The sequence below is a fragment of the Micromonospora sp. NPDC048871 genome (assembly GCF_043198155.1).
Taxonomy (GTDB): Bacteria; Actinomycetota; Actinomycetes; order Mycobacteriales; family Micromonosporaceae; genus Micromonospora.
This window is the reverse complement of the sequence record NZ_JBICUM010000011.1, coordinates 73,231-93,132: the sequence shown is the minus strand read 5'-3', so window position 1 is coordinate 93,132 and position 19,902 is coordinate 73,231. Positions and strand designations below refer to the sequence as shown.

General features: G+C 70.8%; 18 protein-coding genes. 11 read left to right on the top strand and 7 right to left on the bottom strand.

The genetic code is table 11. From position 1 onward, the window contains the following. The first annotated feature begins 86 nt into the window (after window positions 1-86). The 6 genes from ACGFIK_RS21930 (at window position 87) to ACGFIK_RS21905 (ending at window position 7,307) form a co-directional block, all read left to right on the top strand. On the top strand, window positions 87-1,538 hold the full coding sequence (locus tag ACGFIK_RS21930) for an IS1380 family transposase (RefSeq protein ID WP_393341129.1): 1,452 nt from the start codon (window positions 87-89) through the stop codon (window positions 1,536-1,538). Between the two features lie 537 nt (window positions 1,539-2,075). Beyond that, window positions 2,076-3,482: an APC family permease gene (locus ACGFIK_RS21925; RefSeq protein ID WP_393341026.1), complete on the top strand. Its 1,407-nt coding sequence runs from the start codon at window positions 2,076-2,078 to the stop codon at window positions 3,480-3,482. Next, entirely contained in the window at window positions 3,479-4,492 is a 1,014-nt protein-coding gene (locus tag ACGFIK_RS21920) for an acetamidase/formamidase family protein (RefSeq protein ID WP_393341023.1), read from the top strand. The genes ACGFIK_RS21925 and ACGFIK_RS21920 overlap by 4 nt, the downstream gene beginning before the upstream one ends. Before the next feature lie 14 nt (window positions 4,493-4,506). Continuing rightward, the gene (locus ACGFIK_RS21915) at window positions 4,507-5,193 is read left to right on the top strand and encodes a GPP34 family phosphoprotein (RefSeq protein WP_393341020.1); all 687 of its coding nucleotides are present in this window, start codon (window positions 4,507-4,509) and stop codon (window positions 5,191-5,193) included. 43 nt (window positions 5,194-5,236) lie between these two features. Then, window positions 5,237-5,905, top strand: coding sequence for an N-acetyltransferase (locus ACGFIK_RS21910; RefSeq protein WP_393341018.1), 669 nt, complete (start codon window positions 5,237-5,239; stop codon window positions 5,903-5,905). A gap of 286 nt (window positions 5,906-6,191) precedes the next feature. Further along, on the top strand, window positions 6,192-7,307 hold the full coding sequence (locus ACGFIK_RS21905; RefSeq protein WP_393341015.1) for a tetratricopeptide repeat protein: 1,116 nt from the start codon (window positions 6,192-6,194) through the stop codon (window positions 7,305-7,307). A 255-nt stretch (window positions 7,308-7,562) separates the two neighbouring features. Here the strand turns inward: ACGFIK_RS21905 and ACGFIK_RS21900 are convergent, their stop codons facing one another. Beyond that, window positions 7,563-8,387, bottom strand: a complete 825-nt coding sequence (locus ACGFIK_RS21900; protein WP_393341013.1) for a class I SAM-dependent methyltransferase — start codon at window positions 8,385-8,387, stop codon at window positions 7,563-7,565. 81 nt (window positions 8,388-8,468) lie between these two features. Further along, window positions 8,469-9,929, bottom strand: coding sequence for a tyrosine recombinase XerC (xerC, locus tag ACGFIK_RS21895; protein ID WP_393341010.1), 1,461 nt, complete (start codon window positions 9,927-9,929; stop codon window positions 8,469-8,471). 276 nt (window positions 9,930-10,205) lie between these two features. Here xerC and ACGFIK_RS21890 point away from each other — a divergent pair, with 276 nt between their 5' ends. Next, complete coding sequence (locus ACGFIK_RS21890; protein ID WP_393341008.1) at window positions 10,206-11,534, top strand: hypothetical protein; 1,329 nt, start codon at window positions 10,206-10,208, stop codon at window positions 11,532-11,534. A 69-nt stretch (window positions 11,535-11,603) separates the two neighbouring features. On the opposite strand, the gene ACGFIK_RS21885 is transcribed toward ACGFIK_RS21890, so the two are convergent. The 5 genes from ACGFIK_RS21885 to ACGFIK_RS21865 form a co-directional block, all read right to left on the bottom strand. After that, the gene (locus ACGFIK_RS21885; protein ID WP_327023051.1) at window positions 11,604-11,972 is read right to left on the bottom strand and encodes a DNA-binding protein; all 369 of its coding nucleotides are present in this window, start codon (window positions 11,970-11,972) and stop codon (window positions 11,604-11,606) included. A gap of 239 nt (window positions 11,973-12,211) precedes the next feature. Then, complete coding sequence (locus ACGFIK_RS21880; RefSeq protein WP_393341006.1) at window positions 12,212-12,697, bottom strand: hypothetical protein; 486 nt, start codon at window positions 12,695-12,697, stop codon at window positions 12,212-12,214. Between the two features lie 223 nt (window positions 12,698-12,920). Beyond that, on the bottom strand, window positions 12,921-13,469 hold the full coding sequence (locus tag ACGFIK_RS21875) for a DNA cytosine methyltransferase (RefSeq protein ID WP_393341004.1): 549 nt from the start codon (window positions 13,467-13,469) through the stop codon (window positions 12,921-12,923). Window positions 13,470-13,578: 109 nt separating this feature from the next. Then, window positions 13,579-14,574: a TRM11 family SAM-dependent methyltransferase gene (locus ACGFIK_RS21870; protein ID WP_393341001.1), complete on the bottom strand. Its 996-nt coding sequence runs from the start codon at window positions 14,572-14,574 to the stop codon at window positions 13,579-13,581. Next, a complete protein-coding gene (locus tag ACGFIK_RS21865) occupies window positions 14,558-15,493 on the bottom strand; it encodes a hypothetical protein (protein WP_393340999.1) in 936 nt (311 codons plus the stop codon). Before ACGFIK_RS21865 ends, ACGFIK_RS21870 begins: the two co-directional genes overlap by 17 nt. Before the next feature lie 831 nt (window positions 15,494-16,324). Here ACGFIK_RS21865 and ACGFIK_RS21860 point away from each other — a divergent pair. The 4 genes from ACGFIK_RS21860 to ACGFIK_RS21845 all read left to right on the top strand — a co-directional run bounded on the left by ACGFIK_RS21860 (window position 16,325) and on the right by ACGFIK_RS21845 (window position 19,902). Then, window positions 16,325-17,203: a hypothetical protein gene (locus ACGFIK_RS21860; RefSeq protein ID WP_393340997.1), complete on the top strand. Its 879-nt coding sequence runs from the start codon at window positions 16,325-16,327 to the stop codon at window positions 17,201-17,203. Window positions 17,204-17,627: 424 nt separating this feature from the next. Next, complete coding sequence (locus ACGFIK_RS21855; RefSeq protein ID WP_393340995.1) at window positions 17,628-18,008, top strand: pilin; 381 nt, start codon at window positions 17,628-17,630, stop codon at window positions 18,006-18,008. Between the two features lie 5 nt (window positions 18,009-18,013). Further along, the gene (locus ACGFIK_RS21850; protein WP_393340993.1) at window positions 18,014-18,928 is read left to right on the top strand and encodes a conjugal transfer protein TrbL family protein; all 915 of its coding nucleotides are present in this window, start codon (window positions 18,014-18,016) and stop codon (window positions 18,926-18,928) included. A 35-nt stretch (window positions 18,929-18,963) separates the two neighbouring features. Then, window positions 18,964-19,902, top strand: a complete 939-nt coding sequence (locus ACGFIK_RS21845) for a PrgI family protein (RefSeq protein WP_393341126.1) — start codon at window positions 18,964-18,966, stop codon at window positions 19,900-19,902.

Genomic DNA, 19,902 nt, shown 5'->3' with positions numbered 1-19,902 from the left:
GCACGAGCCTGCCTAGCCTCGGCCCTTCGTTAAGGGCCGTCCAGAGTGTGGGTGGAGAAAGAAGAAGTGCCTTCTGATCAGGGAAGATAGGGCTTGTCGAAGGTCCTGATCATCCCGTTACGGAAGGCACTTGCTGGGTGAAGGCTACCGCAACGCGTCCGAGGATCGTGGTGACCGGCGACGGGCGGGGCGTGGTCGGTCACGCGGGTGCCCGCTTGCTCGCCGACCTGGCCGACGCGACCGGGTTGACCAGCGCATTCAGTCAGGCTCTCGCCGGGTTGCGGCAGCGGCGGAGCGGGCACGATCCGGGCCGGATCGCGGTCGATCTGGCAGTGATGCTCGCCGACGGCGGCGAGGCGATCGCCGATCTCGCGGTGCTACGAGATCAGGCCGCCCTGTTCGGGCCTGTCGCCTCTGATCCGACCGCGTGGCGGCTGCTGTCGCACCTGGACGAGACCCTGCTGGCCCAGTTGCGGGCGGCACGGGCTCAGGCCCGCGAGGTGTCCTGGGCCCAGCACGCCGAGGTTCACGACCAAGCTTTCCCGCAGGTCAGCGTGGCCGGCCAGCAGGTGGCGGGCCTGGTGCTGGACCTGGACGCCTCGATCGTGATCTGCCACTCCGAGAAGGAAGCGGCGACCCGCACGTGGAAGAAGACGTTCGGGTATCACCCGTTGTTCTGCTTCCTGGACAACACCGGCGAGGCGCTGTCCGGCCTGCTGCGCGAGGGCCGGGCCGGGTCGAACACCACCGCCGACCACATCACCGTGCTCGATCAGGCCCTGGCCCAGATCCCGGATGAACACCGCCACGGCACCCCGATCCTGATCCGCTCCGACTCCGCCGGCTCCAGCCACGGCTTCCTCGCCCACCTCCGCGGCCTGCGTGAGCAGCACCTCGACGTCCGGTTCTCCGTTGGCGCCGCGATCACCGAACCAGTACGCCAGGCCATTACCGCCGCCACCGGCTGGGTCCCCGCCCTCGACACCGACGGGGAACTGCGCGAGCACGCCGAGATCTGCGAGATCACCGGACGGTTCGACGCCGCCGGCTGGCCCGACGGAACCCGGTTCATCGTCCGCCGCGAACGACCGCACCCCGGCGCCCAACTGTCGCTGTTCGACACCATCGAAGGCTGGCGGCACCAGTTGATCGCCACCGACACCCCGCCCGGCCAGGGCAGCATCCAGTTCCTGGAGGCCCGCCACCGGGCCCACGCCCGCGTCGAAGACCGCATCCGCTGCGGCAAGAACACCGGCTTCGGCCGGTTCCCGTCCCGGGTCTTTGCTATCAACCAGGCCTGGCTGCAGCTCGCACTGGCCGGCATCGACCTGCTCGCCTGGGCCCAGAACCTGCTACTCGACGGAGACCTCGCCATGGCCGAACCGAAGAAGCTGCGCTACCGGCTGCTACACGTCGCCGCCCGCCTCACCCGCACCGCCCGCCGGACGTGCCTCGCCATCGCCGCCGCCTGGCCCTGGGCAAACGCACTGATCACCGCGTTCCAGCGGCTCGCAGCACTACCACGCCCGGCTGGCTGAACCCCGCCCCAACGTCCCGACAACCACCACGGAGGAACCCGGCCCACGCGCCGGGCCGCCGCCATGCCCGCACCCAGCACGGGCATCCTCAACCAAACTCATCGAGCCACGCCTATCTAGACACGCCCAGATGAAAGACCGAGGCTAGAGCGCGCTGGGACAACCCGCGGCACTCTCGCCACTGCCGAAGCGCGGCACCGAATCCATGCAGCGCCGACCGATGCGGGCTCAGCTGTCGTGGAGTTTGCGCCACCGGTGCTCCTGGTTGCCGTCTGTCCGTCGTTGCTGGATCCGGACAGGTCTGACCGTACGTGGTCGAACGCTACGCGGATAGTTGCATGCGGACAACACCGTATGTCCGCATCAACGGTATCGACTCAACTAGCCCGGTGAGCAATTCTCGTTGCCGAGATACCCGTTCGCATGCTCGACGAAATCGTTTGTGGCGGTTCAAGATCGAAGAGTCATTTGCCTTCGCTGACGAATGAGCTGCGAAATAGCGTGATTAGCCAGGACCGGAAAAGCTTGAGGAGTCTGATGAGTTCCCAGAACGACCTCTCCAAATATGGCTATCGGCAGGAGTTGAGCCGTCAACTACGGTTCCGGGACCTTGTCGCGTACGGCCTGGTGTACATGGTGCCGATCGCGCCGATGGCGATCTTCGGAAGCGTGTACGCCGGCTCCGGCGGGATGGTGGCCCTGGCGTACACGGTCGGCGTGGTCGCGCTGGTGTTCACCGCGTTCTCGTACGCGCAGATGGTCAAGGCGTTCCCCATGTCCGGCAGCGTCTACAACTACTCCGGCCGAGGCATCAGCGCGCCGGTCGGGTTCCTGGCCGGCTGGGTGATCCTGCTCGACTACGTCCTCGTACCAGGCCTGCTGTACCTGGTGGCGTCGGTGGCGATGCACTCCACCGTGCCGGCAGTGCCGGTGTGGCTGTGGTTGCTCGGCTTCGTCGCGGTCAACACGGTCGTCAACTCGGTGGGGATCCGGATGACCGCGATGGTGACCCGGGTGATGCTCGTCGGCGAGCTGATCGTCCTGGCGATCTTCCTCGCCGTCGCCGGTTGGGCCGTCGTAACGGGCAGGGGCCGGTTCAGCTGGGATGCGTTCTACAACGCCGACACCTTCACCTGGTCACTCGTCGCGGGGGCGGTGTCGATCGCGGTGCTGTCCTTCCTCGGCTTCGACGGCATCTCCATGTTGGCTGAGGAGACCAAGGGTGGCTCCCGCCAGATCGGCCGGGCGATGGCCGCCGTCCTCGTCCTGGCCGGCGTGCTGTTCATCGCGCAGACGTGGCTGGCCGCGATGCTCGTCGCCGAGCCAGCCTCGCTGCTCAGTGACGGTGATCCGAACGGCACCGCCTTCTACGATGCCGCGCAGGTGGCTGGCGGAGGTTGGCTGGCAACGTTGTGCGCGGTCGCGACCGCGATCGCGTGGGGCCTGCCGAACTCAATGGTCGCGCAGGTCGCCACGTCCCGGCTGCTGTACGCGATGGCCCGGGACCGGCAGCTTCCCGGCTTCCTGGCGAAAGTGTCGATCCGCCGCAACGTGCCGATCAACGCGACCCTGCTCACCGGCGTCGTGTCCCTCGCGCTGGGCCTGTACATGGCGACCCGAGCGGACGGGATCACGCTGCTGTCGTCGCTGATCAACTTCGGGGCGATGGTCGCGTTCCTGGTCCTGCACGTCTCCGTCGTCGTGCACCACCTCATCCGCCAGCGCAGCCGCAACTGGTGGGCACACCTCGTCATGCCCGGTTTCGGCTTCGCGATCCTCGCCTACGTGGTGGTCAACGCGAACATCGCCGCGCAGCGTCTCGGTCTGGCCTGGCTCGCCCTCGGCATGGTCGTACTCGCCGGCCTGTACCTGACCGGTCGCCGGCCCGCCCTGTCGGGTCTGGCGCCCGCGCAGCCGCAGGCCCGCCACGTCGAGCGGGTGTGACGACCATGGACGCGATCAGCTACCGGCCCGCCCGCGACGAGCTGGCCTACACCTTCGGTGGCCGGATGCCCGTAGCCCACATCCGCTCCGGTGACATCCTGCAGGTGCACACCGAGGACTGCTTCGGCGGCCTCGTCCGCGGCCCGGCGGACCTGCCGTCGCAGGTGTGCCGCATGCCCTACCTGAACCCCGTGTGCGGGCCGTTCTTCGTCGAGGACGCAGAGCCAGGCGACACCCTCGCCGTTCACCTCGCCTCGATCGTTCCGGCCCGCGATTGGGGAGTCTCCTCGACGTTCCCGCACTTCGGGGCACTGACCTCCACCTCACATACGGCGACCCTGCAGCAGCCTCTTGATGAGCGGGTGTGGGTGTACGACATCGACCAGCAGGCCGGCACGGTCCGCTTTCACGCCGCCGACAGCGACCACACAGTTGACCTGCCGCTGGCCCCGATGATCGGCACCATCGGCGTGGCCCCGGGCGGTTTCGAGTCGCGTTCGACAATCGTGCCCGACAGCCATGGCGGGAACCTCGACACACCGGAGCTGCGCGCCGGTACCACCCTGTACCTGGGGGTGAATGTGCACGGGGCGATGCTCGCCCTCGGCGACGGCCACGCCCGCCAGGGCGAGGGTGAGGCCTGCGGCGTCGGGGTGGAGATCGCCACAACCACCACCCTGACCATCGAGGTCATCAAAGGCGTCCAGACGGTGTGGCCCCGCCTGGAGACTGACGCGTCGATCATGTCAGTCGGCTGCGCCCGCCCGTTGGAGGACGCCTACCGGATCGCGCACCGCGACATGGTCGGCTGGGTGGGTGATCTCACCGGCCTGGAGCAGCTCGACGCCTACCAGTTGGTGTCGCAGGCGGGACGGGCGCCAATCGGCAACGTCTGCGACCCGAACTACACGGTCCTCGCCGCCGTCGACAAGCTGCTGCTTCCGCAGCCGCAGGCCGCCTACGACGGGATGCACGCCCGCCTGCGGCAGCACCCCGGCGAGCCACGGTAGGGGACGGGATCCATATGACCTCGTCCATCCCGCAGTTGCCGTTGCGAGACGAGTTGTTCCTGCTGGGCCACGACGACGACACCGGCCAGCCGCACATCCACCGCCAAGCCCTCGCCCTCGGCCTGGCTGGTGCGGTGCTGATCGACCTGTTCCTGGCCGGACGGATCGCCCTTGACACCACCGACGACGACACCGGGCCGGGCGGGGAGCAGCGGCTGTGGCTGCACCTGGACCGGCCGGTAGGGGACCTGATCGCCGACACCGCCCTGGCCTCCATCCGCTACGCCCACCCGACCCCGCCGCTGCGGGGGTGGCTGCGCGGGTTCGCCGCCGATCTGTACGACCGCACCCGCGCCGGCCTGCACGCCGGCGGGATCCTGCGCCACGACGTGCGCCGCCGCCTCGGCGGGCTCGCCCGCACCGACCGCTACCTGCCCGCCGACCTGAAGTGGCCGGTCGTCGCCCGCGCCCGGCTGCACTACATCGCCGCCGGCCGTGACCAGCCCGACAACCACACCGCCGCCCTCGGGGGCCTCGTTGCGACCCTCGGCCTGACCAATCACCTGTACCTCGCCGACGACATCGCCGCCCTCACCGTGCAGCTACGCACCATCGCCGCGCAGCACCACCGGCAGGTACGCCACATCACCGCCGCTGTCGACGCCGCTGTCGGTGACCTCGCCACCGCCGCCTACCGGTGAGCCCGCACCATTCCACCCGATCCGCTGCCCTTGGAGGCATCTCATGGACGTCAATCCGCGTATCCGTGCCGCCCGGTGGGCGGACAAGGAACCCGTCGCCGCACTGATCGCCGACGCCCTGCACTCCGGCCCGCTCGCCCAGTGGCTGATCCCCGACCCGACCTGCCGGCGGCGGATGCTGGCCGACGTGGCGGTCATCTGGGTGGAACACGCCATGTTCTTCGGCGACATCCACATCACCGACGACCTGAGCGCCGCCACGATGGGGTTTCACCGCTACCGCAGCATCCCGCCACCGTCGAACTACCGCAGCCGACTGGCCGACGCCGCCGGCCCGTACGCGCGCCAGTTCGAACTCCTCGACCACATACTCACCCAGGTCCGACCCACCGAACCTCACTACCACCTGGCAGTTCTCGCCATCCCTCCCGCCGCCCGACGGCGCGGTGCCGGCGCGGCGATGCTCACACACCACGAGAGCCGCCTTGACAGCATCGACATGCCCTCCTGGACCGAAACCATTCACGGCAGCCAGGGCGTGTACCGCCGGCACGGCTACCTCCCGAGACCCGCGCTCACCCTGCCCGACGGGCCGGTCATCGCCCCGATGCGCCGCAACCCTCACCCGAACCGCGGCGCCTGGCCCGTGAACACCGCCAAGCCGGCGACCGTCACCGCCCCAGCACACGCGCAGTCCGACACCCAACGCTAGGCCCTGGCTTTCGGCGGCCAGATCGCAGCTCGCACCACATCTCCCTGTCGCCGGCTGCGTCGCCGCCCACCTTCTGCGCTGGGCTCACATCGGGGCGTTCAAGCCGGTCGCCCGCCCTTAGAGGGAGGGCAGCGGCGACCGCCGTGGCCGGCGACGACAGCCCCCACTGTCGTCGCCGGCCACACCCTCCGCTCACATGCACCGTCTGCGGGTCGTTACGAACTACACAAACCCGGCTCTGCTGCCGCCGCCTGAACGCAACCATGAAACCTAGGAAGGAGTGCCGATGCCGACGCGGACGACAGTCCTCCCCGCGTGGACACCCGCCTTCGTCGCCGAGGTCGTCGCCGCGACCATCGAGCACGCCGCCGTCCACGGCCTACACCAAGCGACCCGGTACGCCGCCCGCAGCCACGGTCTGTCGCCGGCGACGGTCGAGGAATGGGTCTCGCGTGCCCGAGCCGTGCAGGCCGCGCCCGTGCCACCTGACCTCCTGGCCTGCCACACCTGCACGCGATCCATGATTCTCATCCAACTGCCCGGCTACGGCAGGGCATACCTGTGCGCGCCGTCCTGCGGGCGCACACCAGTTCCGGCCGACGAGATCCGCGACGCCGTGGCCGCAGTGGTCCTGCGCCGCACCCCACACCTCGTTCCAACCGGCAAGACGACCCAGGCCGCGTCCTACGCGCTCGGCCCGATCCAACGCGTCACCGTCGGCGGGACCGGCACAGACCTGCACATCACCTGGAGGGCCGTCTCCCGGCGGATCACCCGCCCGATGATGGGCATGGCCCAGCGTCTGCACCTGGCCCAGCGCCACGCCGCCGACAACACGCCCGAGCGTGCCATCGACGTCCTGCACAGCGGGCTGCTGCACATCGACCCCACCAGCGGCAGGCTCGCCCAGGACACCGCGACCGCCCGCGCCGCCGCGCTCCTGGCCACCCTCACCCTCACCGGCGGCGACCCAGCCGTCGCGCTCCCCTGGGCCCAGTGGGGACACAGCAGCCTGCGTCACCTTCTCCGCGATCCCACCAACCCGGAAGTCCGTGCCGCCCTGCGCGTCCTGGCCGCCACCCACCGCGCCGCCGGGAACCTCACCGCCGCCGCCGACTGCTACAGCGACCTCATCCGCCACCACACCCAAGCCGACGGACCCTACGCACTACCGACCCTCGCCGCCCAAGCCACCCTCGCCGTCGTCCTGTACGAACACGGCCGCCAGGAACCGGCGCAGCAGCTCCTCGCCCGGACCATCGCCGACCACCGCCGTATCCATCCCCGCCACCCCGCCATCGCGCGCATGACAGCCGTCCTATACCGCATGGACACCACAGCTACCGGCCCGCCGGGTAATCCCACACGCATCGCAACGTCCGCCACGCCCGGCACCAGCTAGGCGCCCGCACCTGACCACCCACCACCGGGGCAGCTTGCCTGGGCGCACTCGCGCCGAGCAGCAACACCACCACCCGGAGACGGGATGACCGCTGTTCGATCCCAGCCAGCCCAGAACGGTCCGCGCCAGCGATACCGCTTCAGTTCAGCTCCTCGAACGGCTCGGTGGTGGTGTCCCGCTTCAGCAGGCCCGTCTAGCTCAGGCCCTGTCGAAGGGCGTAGATCGCTGGCGCACTTCGGGCGCCGCTGCCCGATTTCAGGGGCTGGCTGGAAGGGCATCGTGGTTTCGGCGCGGCGCTGTGTACAGCGCGGTGACGTAATTGTCGGTCGCTGTCGCGCCGGGTTGGCCGGCGACCACCTCGGCGACGGCGTCGAGGAATGCCTCCCGCTGGTCAGTGCTTAACTCGCGTACGTTCGGGAAGGTCTCCCACAGCCCCCGCGCGCCGTGCGGGGTCAGCTGGTGTTCCCAGCGGATCATCTCGACCTGGACGGGGCCGAACCAGTTACCTGCCTGCAGTTCCGCCGTGCGCTCGGCGACCCGCAGCGGCGCTGGCACACCGGCGGGGCCGCGCCCCTGCCCCGGTAGCCATCGTCGGTACGCCGCGTCCAGCTCCGTGCGCCAGGGCGGGCTGCGGTCGGGGGCACCGAAGACCGTCCACCACACCGCCAGTCCTCCGCCCGGCCGGACGAAGCGGGCCAGCCGTCGCACCGCTGCGTCCTTGTTCAGCCAGTGGAAGGCGGTGGCGCAGACGGCTAGGTCGAAGGTGTCGTCGGGCAGCGGCACGGTGGCGAAGTCGCCCTCGATGACGGTCACGTCGTGGCCGGTCAGGTTCGTCCGCAGCCGGGCCGCCAGCCGGCCACCGAGTTCCACCGCCAGCACCGACGCACCGGCGTCCACGAGGGGGCGGGTCACCTGCCCGGTTCCGGGTCCGATCTCCAGGACGCGCGCACCCGGTCGCAGCCCGTGCTCGGCAAGCACCTCGTACACACGCGGTGGGTATTCCGGCCGAGCCGCCTGGTAGTTGTCCGGGTCCTCGTCGAAGCTGCGCCGCCGGCTCAGCCGCTGGTCGTCACCGCTCATGTCGCGAGCGTATTCGCTCGGGCGGCCGGGGCCGGCCTGACCGCACGCGGTCGTCCGCTGCCGCTTCGATGGAGGTGGATTTCACCCCGCCTTGCGGCGTTTCTGGTTGATCTTTCTGGCGACGGCATCGGCGGCGTCCTGGTGCATCCGCTTGGTGACGCTCTGGTAGGTGTCGCGGGTCAGGGTTGTGGTGGAGTGGCCGAGTTGCTCGGAGACGACCTTGATGTCGATGCCGGCGTCGAGGGCGATGGTGGCGGCGCTGTGGCGCAGGTCGTGCAGCCGGATCGGGGGCAGCCCGGCTTTGCGGACGAGTTTGCGGAACCGTTGGGTGACGGCGTTGGGGTGCCAGGGGTGCCCGTCGGGGCGGACGAAGAACAGTCCGGTGTCGGGCCATGTGTCGCCGGCGGCGAGTTGCCAGGCGGCGCGGCGGGCCTTGTAGGCGGTGAGGACCTTGGTCGTGTCGGTGTCGAGGGCGACGTCGCGGTTTCCGGCTCTGCTCTTTGGCGGTTTTTGCACGGCGGTGTAGCCGTGGGTGGCGATCTGGTTGTTGATGGTGGTCTCGCGGCGGTGCAGACGCACCTCGCTGTCGCGTAGGCCGCACGCCTCGCCGCGGCGGGGCCCGCGGTAGGCCATGTAGTGCCACATTGGGTGCAGGTCGGGGGCATGAACGGCGGCGTAGTCGAGGAACTGCACGACCTGGTAGTCGGTCCAGACCATCACCGGTCCAGGGACCTCGCCGGTGGTCTTCCACCGTTGCACGCGTTCGTCCTCCCACACGATCGGCAGGGGCCGGTCGGCGGGGACCTTGACCAGGGCGGCGGGGTTGGCGCCGACGATGAGTTCGTCGGCGAGGGCGTCGTTGATCGCCTTGCGCAGGCAGGCGCGGATGCGCTGGCGTGTGGTGGCGCCGGTGGGTCGCACGCCGGTGACGGACGCGCGGATGGCTGGGTCGGTGCTCGCTTTCGCGTCGGCGATCTCGTCGTTGCGGCGCTCGATGGCGGCGAACATGGCGCGGATGTGGGTGGTGCGCAGCTTGTCCAGCGGGATGTCACCCAGGTGTGGGATCAGGTGGACCCGGGCGATCGATTCGTAGCCGCGCTGCGTGTTCGCGTCGATCGTGAGGTGGGTCAACCAGCCCGTGAGGTACTCGGCGACGGTGGGCATGTCGGCCAGCGTGCCGTCGCCGCGCAGCCGCTGGCGGATGCGGTCGATCTCGGGCAGGGGACGTTTGGCGCGTACGGCGGTTTGCAGCAGGTCGGCGATCTCGGTACGGCGGCGCCGGTCACCGTTGGCAAGGGCGAGCAGGTCGCGGGCGTGGTCGAGTTCGGCGGCGGCGGCGCGGCGGGTGGGAAAGCTGGAGCGGCGTAGCTGCCGGCGCCCGCCATCGGTGGTGGGTGGGAGTTCGAGCTGGTAGGCCCAGTGGCCGTGGTCGGAGCTCCAGGCGCGGTTCGCGCGGCGTAGTTTCGGGCAGTCGTTTCCCAGTGGCTTGCCGGTGTCGGGGTGGCGGCAGCCGCAGCGCTTGAAGATGCTTCCGTCTGGCATCGGTGGTGGTGCTCCCGTTCGTGTGGGGTGGTGGGGCATCGGTTTGGTCGATCGACATCCACGCGTGACCGGCGGGCACGATCAAGTCGCCCCGGCTCCAGGTCCGGCGGTTGGTCCTCGCGCTGGGGGGCTGTGACCGGCGAAAGTCAGATGCGCACTGCTGGGGAGTCTGGGATTCTGTCCGGTTCGCGTGAGATCGGGCATGGAGGACGACCAATGGTGGCGGCAGATGACGTGGCGAGGGGCCCGGCGCGACGCCCGGAGCTGCATGCAGCAATGGCGCAGTTGATGGCAGCGGTGCTCAGCGACTTGGCCGCTCGCGACGGCGCCCCGGTGTTCGCGACCGTTTCCGACTTCGGCGAGTGGCACCGCCACGGGCAGGAATCGTTCGTCGCGATCCGCCGCGACGTCTGGAAGATGTCGGGCCGAGTCACCGACTACCGGTTCCTGGACACCTTCGCCGAGATGGGGGCGGTGCGGGCCGTCGTAGCCGCCGATCAGGTGCTACGCGAGCGGGTGGACTGCCTCGTCGGCGTGGAGTTCGCCCTCAGCCTCCGGCAACTGGGGTGGACGCTGGTAAAGCACGTCCTGGAACCCATGGTTGCCGCCAGCCGGAGCTACCGATTCGACCAGGACGCCTTCGACGCCGCGTACAGCAGGTTGGAGGACGGTCTGCTTGCCACGTGGGCGCGGCTGGTCGAGGTGGTCCCGCTCAACGCCTTCACCCCCACCGCGGGCATCGAGGCGGTCACGTTGCCGGACGGCCTGGTGCTGCAAGCGATGAGCGACCGGCAGGTGAGCGCCGCGATCGGCTACCTCGCGGTTCCGATCGCCTTCGCGGGCGGCCCGAACTCGGTGACCGTGTCGCGGTTCCACCAGTGGGCCCTGACCCGCTGCACCTCGTACCCGGTGTGCTCGACCATGGATGTACCCGCCCAACCGACGGCGCCGGAGTCTGGCGTGCTGGTCGAGCCGGCCAGCCGTCTGGTGACCGCGCTTCGGCTGGTGAGCGGTGGGTCCGTCACGGCGACTCGAGCGATCCGCTGCCCGCCTGACGACGACTTTCCCCAGGGGCTCGGGCCGACGGCGTTACTGTCGGCGCTGCCCACCTTCGACGAGGAGCGACCGACGATCCTTGGGCGCGAGCAGGTTGAGGCAGTGCGCGAGGTGTACGGACTCCTCGCGCATCCCGCGGTCCGGGAGAACCGGGGTCTGCAGACCGCGCTGCGCCGGCTGGTCCTGGCGGGGGCCGACCGGGTACCGACCGACCGGCTCATCGACCTGATCGTCTGCGCCGAAGTGCTGTTCATCAAACTGCCAGGCCTGCCAGCGGATCGCCGCAAGCAGGACAAGGTCGTTGCCGGAGCGACCGCGCTCTTGGCCGACGACCCTGTCCTGCAGGCGCCGCCCGAGCGGCTCGAGGCACTCCTGCGTCTCGGGTACCGGATTCGTAACGACGAGATGCACGGCGACGACCCGAGCAGGCAGGAACTGCGTACGCTCACCGGCCAGCCGACAGATGACCTGTCAGCGGTCGTGGATGACATCGAGCGGGTGTTGCGCCGCGCCCTGGTCTGGCTTCTCTCCGGCGTCGTCGAGCAGTAGTCGGCGCGACTGCACCGGCACGGCGTACGGAGCCGTGCCGGTGGACAGTGCGTACTACCCCGGGCGGGGTCAAGGCGTAGGACTGCAGCCCGTGGTGTCCCTGTCCCGGCCCGAATGCCTGCCGTCCTCGTCGGCACCCGCCCTGTCGGTGTCATCAGCTGTCGATATCGGTGGGGAAACGAGGTGCAGTTTCCGCAGGATCGGGGCGGTCGGTACGCGGTAGTACGCGCCGGCTCGGAACAGCGGCACCGGGAAGGCGTCGCGGGCGGCCAGTTTGTAGGCCGCCGAGCGGGAGATGCCGAGGATGGCGGCGGCGGTGGCGAGGTCCGTTGTCGCCCCGAGCGCCAGGATGCGCTCCGTGGTCCAACTGCAGGATGCGTCGTCGCTGTCTGGGTTGGCGGCGGGGGTGAGGTTGCGGGTTCGTCGTGCTGATCGCATGGGCTTGACTCCTAATCTCGGACTGCGCCAGCCGCAGGGGCGGTGGGGTCCGGGGTTTCAGATGAGGGCTGGCTCGCCGGAGGCGGCACCGCCACCGCGTCGGACTGGCGGCGCCGCCAAGGAGCGAGGCCGTGGAGGCGCAGAGCAGGCCTATGCCGGTTAGCGGGATCTCACTGGCACCCTGGCTCAGCCGGCGCACCATCCCTGGATACCTCGGTAGACCAAGGGACCTTTTCCCGCTACCACCTGTACGGGCACAGCAGCAGCCGCAGGGCGGCGGCGGCCTGTTGGGGCACGACCCCGTTGCCGAGGACCCGCAGCGCGAGCGTGCGCGGCAGCCCCAGGTCGGGGTCGGTGACGTGGCCTGGGTCAAGGCCCATGAGCCACTCCACGAACGGCGGCGCGAGGACGGGCTTGCCGTGCCGGCCGGTCTGCGTGGGTGCCGGTGCGGGCCGGCCGATCAACAGCTCCCAGCGGGCAACTGCGTCGGCGTAGCCGCCCCACCGCTGCTCGTCGGGCTGCCCGAGCTCAGCAACGGTGGTGCGCAGGTCCGCGCCACCGTCGCCATGCCGCCCGGGACCGCACCCGTCGGACACGCGCGGGGTGGGCAGGAGCCGGGTCGGGACCCGCACCGCCGCGGAAGGGAGAGTCAGGTCGCCGTGTGAGCCGCGCTGCCCAGGGCAACCTTTCTCGCCGTCGGTGGCCCGCGGGGTGGGCAGCAGCACCTGCGACAGCGGGGGCCGGAACCCGGCCCCCGCACGTCGTCCGGGCGTCCCGGTGTCACTCGCCCTAGGGGTGGGCAGCAGACGCGCGCCGTCGGCCCGCGTATGCCGGTGCTCAACGTCGCGTGCGCTGCGCCCCGCGGTGGTAGTGGATAGGAGGCCGTGGGTCGAGCCTGACGGTTCGATGACGTCGGGCAGCCCGTACGGAAGGCCGGGTCCTTTGCCGTCACGGGCGCACGGCGTCGGCAGCGTCCGCACCTCCTCCCACTCGTCCGGTGGGTGCGGCCAGCAGGAACAGCCTGTCGCGGCGGTGCGCGGCGCCGATGTCGGACGCGCGTAGGCACGTCCAGCTCGTGTCGTACCCGATCGCGGCCAGGTCGGCTTCGACGACGTCGAATCCCCGCCGTAGGAGGGCGGCGACGTTTTCCACGAACAAGAGCGGCGGTCGAAGGACGCGAACGGCGTCGGCAACGGAACTCCACAGGCGGGAGTGCTCTCCGGTGATGCCAGCGCGCTTGCCGGCGTTAGAGATGTCCTGACACGGGAACCCGGCCGTGAGGACGTCGACGGGCTCGACGCGGGTCCAGTCGACGGTGCGGATGTCACCGAGGTTGGGCACGCCGGGCCAGTGGTGGGCACAGACGGTGCGGGCGTGCCGGTCGGTTTCGGCGTACCAGGTGAGCTGGCCGCCGAGCACCAGCTCGACGGCCATGTCGAGGCCGCCGTAGCCTGTGCACAGCGATCCGATGCGCGGTGCCGGTCGGTGGTCAATCACGCACCTCCGCCGCCATCGAGCGTCGGAGTCTCACTGCGTGCGGCCAGCAACAGAAGGCAGCAGCTGTCTACTCCCGCCGCGCGACTCGGGTGGCGGTGGGCAGGCGCACTCATGCGACCACCCCGTCCCCGAGGGTGCCCGTCAGATTTCCTGCACCCGAGTCGGACTTCGGCTGCTTCGCCAGGATCAGGACGTCCTCGTGGGCGATGAGGTGCATCGGCACCCCGCCGGCCCTGGCCTTGCGGACTTGCTGGAGTTGGAAGAACGATGGCCGGGCGACGAGATGCCCGTCGCGGACGGCCGCGAGGAGCGCGACGCACCGTTCGATGGGGACGAGACCTGCACGAATGCCGGCGGCGATGACGGCGCTGGGCAGGTCGACCAGTTCGCCGCGTTTGCGCCACGGGCGGGCGGTGACCACGGCGACGCCGCCGGGTCGTAGCAGGGTGGCGCAGCCGGCCAGGATCTGGGTGAACCCGTCGGCGAGGCCGGTCAGGTCGCGGTAGGCGAGGTTGCCCCGGTCCTCGCCGTCGTTGTACCGGTGGTCGTACTTGACGACCCCGTCCGCGCCGGGCCGAACGAGGCCGTGCACCGTCGGCCCGTACGGCGGGGAGGTGACCACGAGCGCCACCTGCCCGGTGAGGGCCTTCGGGACCAGTGACATGAGTCGGGTGGCGTCGCCGCGGATAACCGACGCCCGGCCGGTCGCGCCTTGGTCGTGGGCGTGGCGGATGTTGGCGTCGGCGATGTTCGACCACTGCGGCTCGTACTCGATGCCGAAGGCGTCGCGGCCGGCGTGGACGGCCTCGACCAGGGTGGTGCCGATGCCACACATCGGGTCCAGGACCAGGTCACCGGGCTGGGTGTAGGCGCCGATGGCGTGGGCGGCGATCGCCGGCAGCATCCGGGCCGGGTGCTTGACCGACTCCGGTACGTACCGGCCCCGTCGCTGCACGGGGCCGGTCGTCTGCGCGGTGGTCCAGACGGACAGGCCGTCGGGGTCGGCCCGGTGGCGGTCGTCGTAGTCGTCGTCGCGGGTGGGGCTGGCGGTGGCCGTGTCTGCCTCGAGGTGTCCCGGGTCGCGGTGTTCAGGCACGGCGCTCACCGCCCTCGCGGTCACGGTGCCGCCGCGACCCGGGCACGGCGGGGAACTGCGGGATGGTGAAGACCAGCAGGTCGGCGTGGACCCGCAGGTGGGCGACCTGCCACTGCTCGGCGTCGGCGTGGGCCAGGCAGAGCAGTTCCTCGTCGGTGACGTGGTAGACGAACTGGTCGCCGTCGGTGTCGGCCTCGACCGCGACGATGTGTTGCAGGTAGCCGAGTCCGGCCTCCGACGCGGCGGCCACGAGTGGCCCGAAGTCCTCGGGAGTGGGCTGTGTGCCGGTGGGAACGCCGGCGACGAGGACGAGGCAGCCGCCGGGGCGCAGTAGCCGCGCGCAGGCGGTGAGGAGCCAGGCGAGGCGGACGCGGGCGGTGATGTCGGCCTCGTGTAGCGGCCAGGAGGCGACCACCAGGCTGGTGGCCTCGTCCAGTGGACCGTCGTCGGGCGGACGGACGACCGCGGTGTCGGCGCCGCACAGGTCGGGGTCGGTGAGGTCGTCGCCGAACCAGTCGACCAGCTCGGGCGGGTCGTGCGCGACACCGGCCCGTGGCTCGACCGGGACGGTGAGCGGGCGGGTTGCGGTCGTGGCCGCCGGCAGGCCGGCGGTGGCAGGTCCGATGATCAGGCTGGAGCTGTCGGTGAACCAGGCACGGTGGTGCCGGCGTCCCCCCTGGGCGCAGATCGCGGTCAGTGTGTGGTCGGTGGTGAGGTCGACCACCGCCTCCCCGGGCCGGCTGTAGGCGGCGACGAGGCGGTAGGCCAAACGGGTGGGCAGGCTGGTGGGTCGGTCGGCGTCGGTACGGGCCGTGCGCCAGACCGTGATCGGTACCGGCGGGTCACCGGCGATCAGGTCGATGAGAGTGGCCTCGGCCGGCCCGGTGTGGTCGGCCTGGTGGTGCGGGTGCGGCGGGTGCTCGCTCATATGGATGTCGGCTCCGCGCCGCGCCGTGAAGCGCTGACACCCCCAAACCGGGCCGTGTGAGCCCTGGCGAACACTTGCCCAACCCACAGGCCCTCACACCACGCGACCCGCGCACCGGCATGTCCTGCTTCTGTCGCCTCGTCTGCTGCCCACGACGTCAGAACCACCCTCGGTCGCCGTCTACCGCGCCGGAATCGGCCCTATTCCTGCTCGCCGTCGGTCAGTGACGTCACTGACAGGAACGCTGACGGATGCCCATACCGGTGCGGAGGGCGCCTCGGGCGCCGACGTGGACACCGCCGTCGACCAGCACTGTGAGACGTCGTCGAGCACCGTCTGCCGGGCCTATGCCATCGAGGTGGCGTCGCCTGTCACAGGACGGGGGATGGCCGGCGGTGACAACTCGCCCGCCACTGCCGCCGGTATGGCGAGAGTCCCCTACGGGGCGTGCCCGGCCGGCGGTGACAGTGGCGCGGCGAGTCGCTTGGTCGTCACAGCGGGCCGCCCGTGTCCCTGGTGGTGTCGTCCGGGCCGTCTCGCGGTCACGGCGTGAAGCCTGCGCCACCGCCACCCGGGCCGCGCGGTCACAGGGTCTGTCAGGGTGTCACAGGGCAGGTCAACCGGCCTCTGTCAGAAGTCCCGCCGCGATAGAGGGCGATGGCAGATCGTGCGGGCTGGGCCACTGACAGAGGTCCGACCCCGGTGGCGAACAGCGCCCGGAAGCTCCGTCAGGTCCTTGTGAGTCGCTTGTGGCGCAATCGATGGCACCGGTCGCCGTGACAACACCGGCAACGGCATCCCGCATCCCTTCGCTGTCACAGGAGTATTGCCATGAGCGTGTCCGACGCTACGAACTGGCCGACGTCCGCCCTCGACGCGGCGCAGACCGCCTTCGCCGCGCTGACCTGCGAGCCCGCGCCGCTGGTCTTCGACTGCACGGTGCTGGCCTGCGACGCGGGTCTGCCGCAGCCGGTGATGACGCTGCCCGCGCTGCGGGACTGGCTGCTGCGCCATCCCCGCGCCTACACGGCGCGTGACGAGGTGTGGCGGGAGCTGATCCGACGTGCCCGGCTCGACGGGCCGCACTGGGTCGTCGCCGCGGTCGGCATGGCGATGCCGGCGCTGCAGCGGTACGCGGCCCAACTGTGCGAGGGCTACGACGGCGACCCGGCGGACATCGACGCCGAGATCCTCACCGGGTTCCTGACCGCGCTGCGCGACCGGGCGGACCTGACCAAACCCGCACCGTACGCGAGCCTGTGCCGGGCGGCGTGGCGAGCCGGTCGGAACCTGCGCCTACAGCGGCAGGAGTACGTGCCGGTGGAGGACATCGAGCACGTCACCCCCGGCTCCCGCACCCCCAGGATGCCGTACGGGCATCCGGACCTCCTGGTCCGCCGCGCGGTGACCCTCGGCATCCTCGACCCCGAGGACGAACAGCCCTACATCGACGTGCGGCTCGGGTACCGGGCGATCGAACCGATCGCCGCCACGTACGGCGTCAGCGTCGACGCCCTGCGCATGCGGCTGTCCCGCATCGACAGCCGCATCGCCGAAGCCCTCGCCGGCGGGCTGCTGACCGGCGCCGTGTCGCCGGAGACCACGGCACGACTGCGGCAGCGGGCCGAGCAGCGCCGTCGGCGCCGCGCCGGACGCGCCGCAACCACCCGCCGCGAAAACGCCCGTCAGCACGCTGCGGCAGCCGCCTGACCGACCACCGCAAACGGCTGTGGCCCGACATTGCGCGTCGGGCCACAGCCGTTTCTCCGTGCCGGGCGCCTGACCTGGCGCTGTGAGCCCTCACAGGACGGTGTGAGCGCGACAAGTGTTCGCCAGGACTCACAAACCCCGGTTTGGGGGTGCGGGACTCGGCGAGCTGTACCGCTCGCCGGTTCCGCCCGCCGCCGGGCGATGCGAGCAGCCGCGATCCGCGTGCCTCGGGTGCCGCGCCAGTTGATGCGCTGACACCACATTGATGACCGCAACCCACCCATGAGGGAGGACGAGCTCCTCCCGGGGCTCACGCGGATCCGCGCTTCTCGCCCGCGCCCGGCGGCAGTCCCCATCTGCTTCGAGTAATCGCCGCCCCCGGCCACGTCCGTTCGTGGCCCGGGGCGGCGGGAGGTGAACGCCCATGTCCCGCACCCCACAGCACCCTTCCCGAATTCCGCGAGTCGTTCGTCTCGCGTTCCGTGTCGCCGTACCGCTGGCCGGTGTCGGCCTGTCGCTCGCCGTGCCGGCCGCCGCGTACGCCGACCCGGGTGGCACCGTGTATCTGGCGGCGAACTCGTTGCCGGTGGTGATCGCCAACCTGCGGGCCTGGATCATGGGGATCCTCGCCGCTCTGGCCACCCTGTTCCTCGTCCTGGCGGGCGTGTACTGGGCCACCGCCGGTGGTGACCCGTCGCAGGTCGAGAAAGCCAAACTCGCCCTGCGTAACGCGTTGATCGGCTACGGCCTGGCGGTGCTCGCACCGATCCTGCTGCAGGTCGTCCAGGGCATCGTCGGGGGCTGAACCCGATGGGATGGTTCCTCGACCAGACGTTGGACTGGCTGACCGACGCGATCCTGGCCTGCCTCGGCGCGATCTTCGACCTCATCACCAGCGTCCTGCTCACCACCCCGAAGGTCACCGGACTGCCGCAGGTGCAGGCCCTCACCGGCCGGTCGGTCTGGATCGTGGACACCGTCTTCGTCCTCGCGTTCGTCGCCGCCGGCGTGCTCGTCATGGTCGCCGGCGGCGGCGAGCAGTCGCGGTACACGGTCAAGGACCTCCTTCCGCGGCTGGTCGTCGGGTTCACCGCCGCGCACTTCTCCCAGTTGGCCTGCGACCAGCTCATCGATCTCGCCAACGCCCTGACCGCGGCGGTCAGCGACGGCGGCTACGACGGCGACGGCGCGTTCACCGCGATCCGCACCCATCTCGCGGCGGCACACGACCGCACTGTCCCGCTGTTGTTCCTGGTCCTGGCCCTGGTCATCACCGTGCTGGTCGTGACGGCCGCGTTCCAGCTGATCGGCCGGTTCGTGGCGCTGCTGGTGATGACGGCCATCGCGCCGCTGGCGCTGGCCTGCCACGCGCTACCCGCCACCGACGGCCTCGCCCGACTGTGGTGGCGCGCCTACGCCGGATGCCTGGCGATACCCGTGGCGCAGGCGTTCTTCCTCACCGCCGGTGAGCAGACACTGCTGGACCCGACGGCCATGCTGCCCGTGTTCGGTCTGCCCGCCGACCCGGGCGGCACCCTGAACCTCCTGGTCGTGGTGGTGCTGCTGTGGACCACCGTCAAGATCCCCGGGCTGATGGCCCGCTGGGCGGGCCAGACCGGACGCGGCACGAGCACCATGCTCGGCGCGGTCGTCCGCGTCGTCGTGGTGCAGCAGCTCTCCCGCACCATCCCCGGCCTGAACACCCTTCGGAGGACCATCAGATGACCGCACCTGAGCCCGAAACGCCGACCAGGGCACGGATGCCCGCCGACGTCGACGCCCCCGACAAGGTCGCCTACGGGCTGACGTTCCACCAGCTGGCGATCGTCGCCGCCGGCGCGCTCGTCTTCTACAGCCTGTGGCGGGCGCTGCACGGCGTCGTCGCGACACCGCTGCTCACCGGTGCCGGTGTCGTACTCGGCGGGCTGGTCATCGGCCTGGCGCTCGGCCGCCGCGACGGCCTGTCCCTGGACGTGTGGCTGCTCCACGCGATCCGCCACACCCGCACCCCCCGGGCCCTGACCACCGCGCCCAGCGCCACCGCCGACGGCGGCGGTGTGCCGGACTGGGTCGATGCCCCCAAGACCGGCCGGCAGCCGTTGCCGGCGCCGCTGCGGCTGCCCGCCGACGCCATCGACGACGACGGACAGATCAACCTCGACGGCGCGCGGGCGGCGATCGTCGGCACCACCACCGTGAACCTGGCGCTGCGCACACCCGACGAGCAGGCGGCGTTGATCGACGGCTGGGGCCGGTGGCTCAACAGCCTCTCGGCCCCGGTCCAGATCGTCGTGTCCGCGCAACCGGTCGACCTGGCCTCCCACAGCCGGGCCCTCGCCGCCGCCGCGGACACCCAGCCACATCCACGGCTACGCGCGGCCTGCGCCGACCACGCCGCGTTCCTCGCCGACCTCGCCGAACGCCGCGACCCGCTGCGCCGGCAGGTCCTCATCACCACCGCCACCGGTGTCGGCGAACGCGGCCCGCACGCCGCGCGTCGCCGCGCCGACGACACCGTCCGCGCGCTGTCCGGCCTCGGCGTCACCCCACGCGTCCTGGACGGACCGGCGGTCACCGCCGCCCTCACCTGCGCCGCCGACCCGTACCGGCCGCCGCGCCCGGGTGCCCTGGCCGCACCCGACGCCGTCATCAGCGCAGCCCGAAACACCCGCGTCGACGAGAGGAGAACAAGACCATGA

What these genes read in the sequence shown, in the direction of transcription:
- ACGFIK_RS21855 (WP_393340995.1), top strand. Translation starts at nt 17,628, where the DNA reads ATGTCCCGCACCCCACAGCACCCTTCCCGAATTCCGCGAGTCGTTCGT.
- ACGFIK_RS21860 (WP_393340997.1), top strand. Translation starts at nt 16,325, where the DNA reads ATGAGCGTGTCCGACGCTACGAACTGGCCGACGTCCGCCCTCGACGCG.
- ACGFIK_RS21885 (WP_327023051.1), bottom strand. Translation starts at nt 11,972, where the DNA reads ATGCGATCAGCACGACGAACCCGCAACCTCACCCCCGCCGCCAACCCA.
- ACGFIK_RS21910 (WP_393341018.1), top strand. Translation starts at nt 5,237, where the DNA reads ATGGACGTCAATCCGCGTATCCGTGCCGCCCGGTGGGCGGACAAGGAA.
- ACGFIK_RS21845 (WP_393341126.1), top strand. Translation starts at nt 18,964, where the DNA reads ATGCCCGCCGACGTCGACGCCCCCGACAAGGTCGCCTACGGGCTGACG.
- ACGFIK_RS21900 (WP_393341013.1), bottom strand. Translation starts at nt 8,387, where the DNA reads ATGAGCGGTGACGACCAGCGGCTGAGCCGGCGGCGCAGCTTCGACGAG.
- ACGFIK_RS21925 (WP_393341026.1), top strand. Translation starts at nt 2,076, where the DNA reads ATGAGTTCCCAGAACGACCTCTCCAAATATGGCTATCGGCAGGAGTTG.
- ACGFIK_RS21850 (WP_393340993.1), top strand. Translation starts at nt 18,014, where the DNA reads ATGGGATGGTTCCTCGACCAGACGTTGGACTGGCTGACCGACGCGATC.
- ACGFIK_RS21865 (WP_393340999.1), bottom strand. Translation starts at nt 15,493, where the DNA reads ATGAGCGAGCACCCGCCGCACCCGCACCACCAGGCCGACCACACCGGG.
- xerC (WP_393341010.1), bottom strand. Translation starts at nt 9,929, where the DNA reads ATGCCAGACGGAAGCATCTTCAAGCGCTGCGGCTGCCGCCACCCCGAC.
- ACGFIK_RS21890 (WP_393341008.1), top strand. Translation starts at nt 10,206, where the DNA reads ATGGCGCAGTTGATGGCAGCGGTGCTCAGCGACTTGGCCGCTCGCGAC.
- ACGFIK_RS21915 (WP_393341020.1), top strand. Translation starts at nt 4,507, where the DNA reads ATGACCTCGTCCATCCCGCAGTTGCCGTTGCGAGACGAGTTGTTCCTG.
- ACGFIK_RS21905 (WP_393341015.1), top strand. Translation starts at nt 6,192, where the DNA reads ATGCCGACGCGGACGACAGTCCTCCCCGCGTGGACACCCGCCTTCGTC.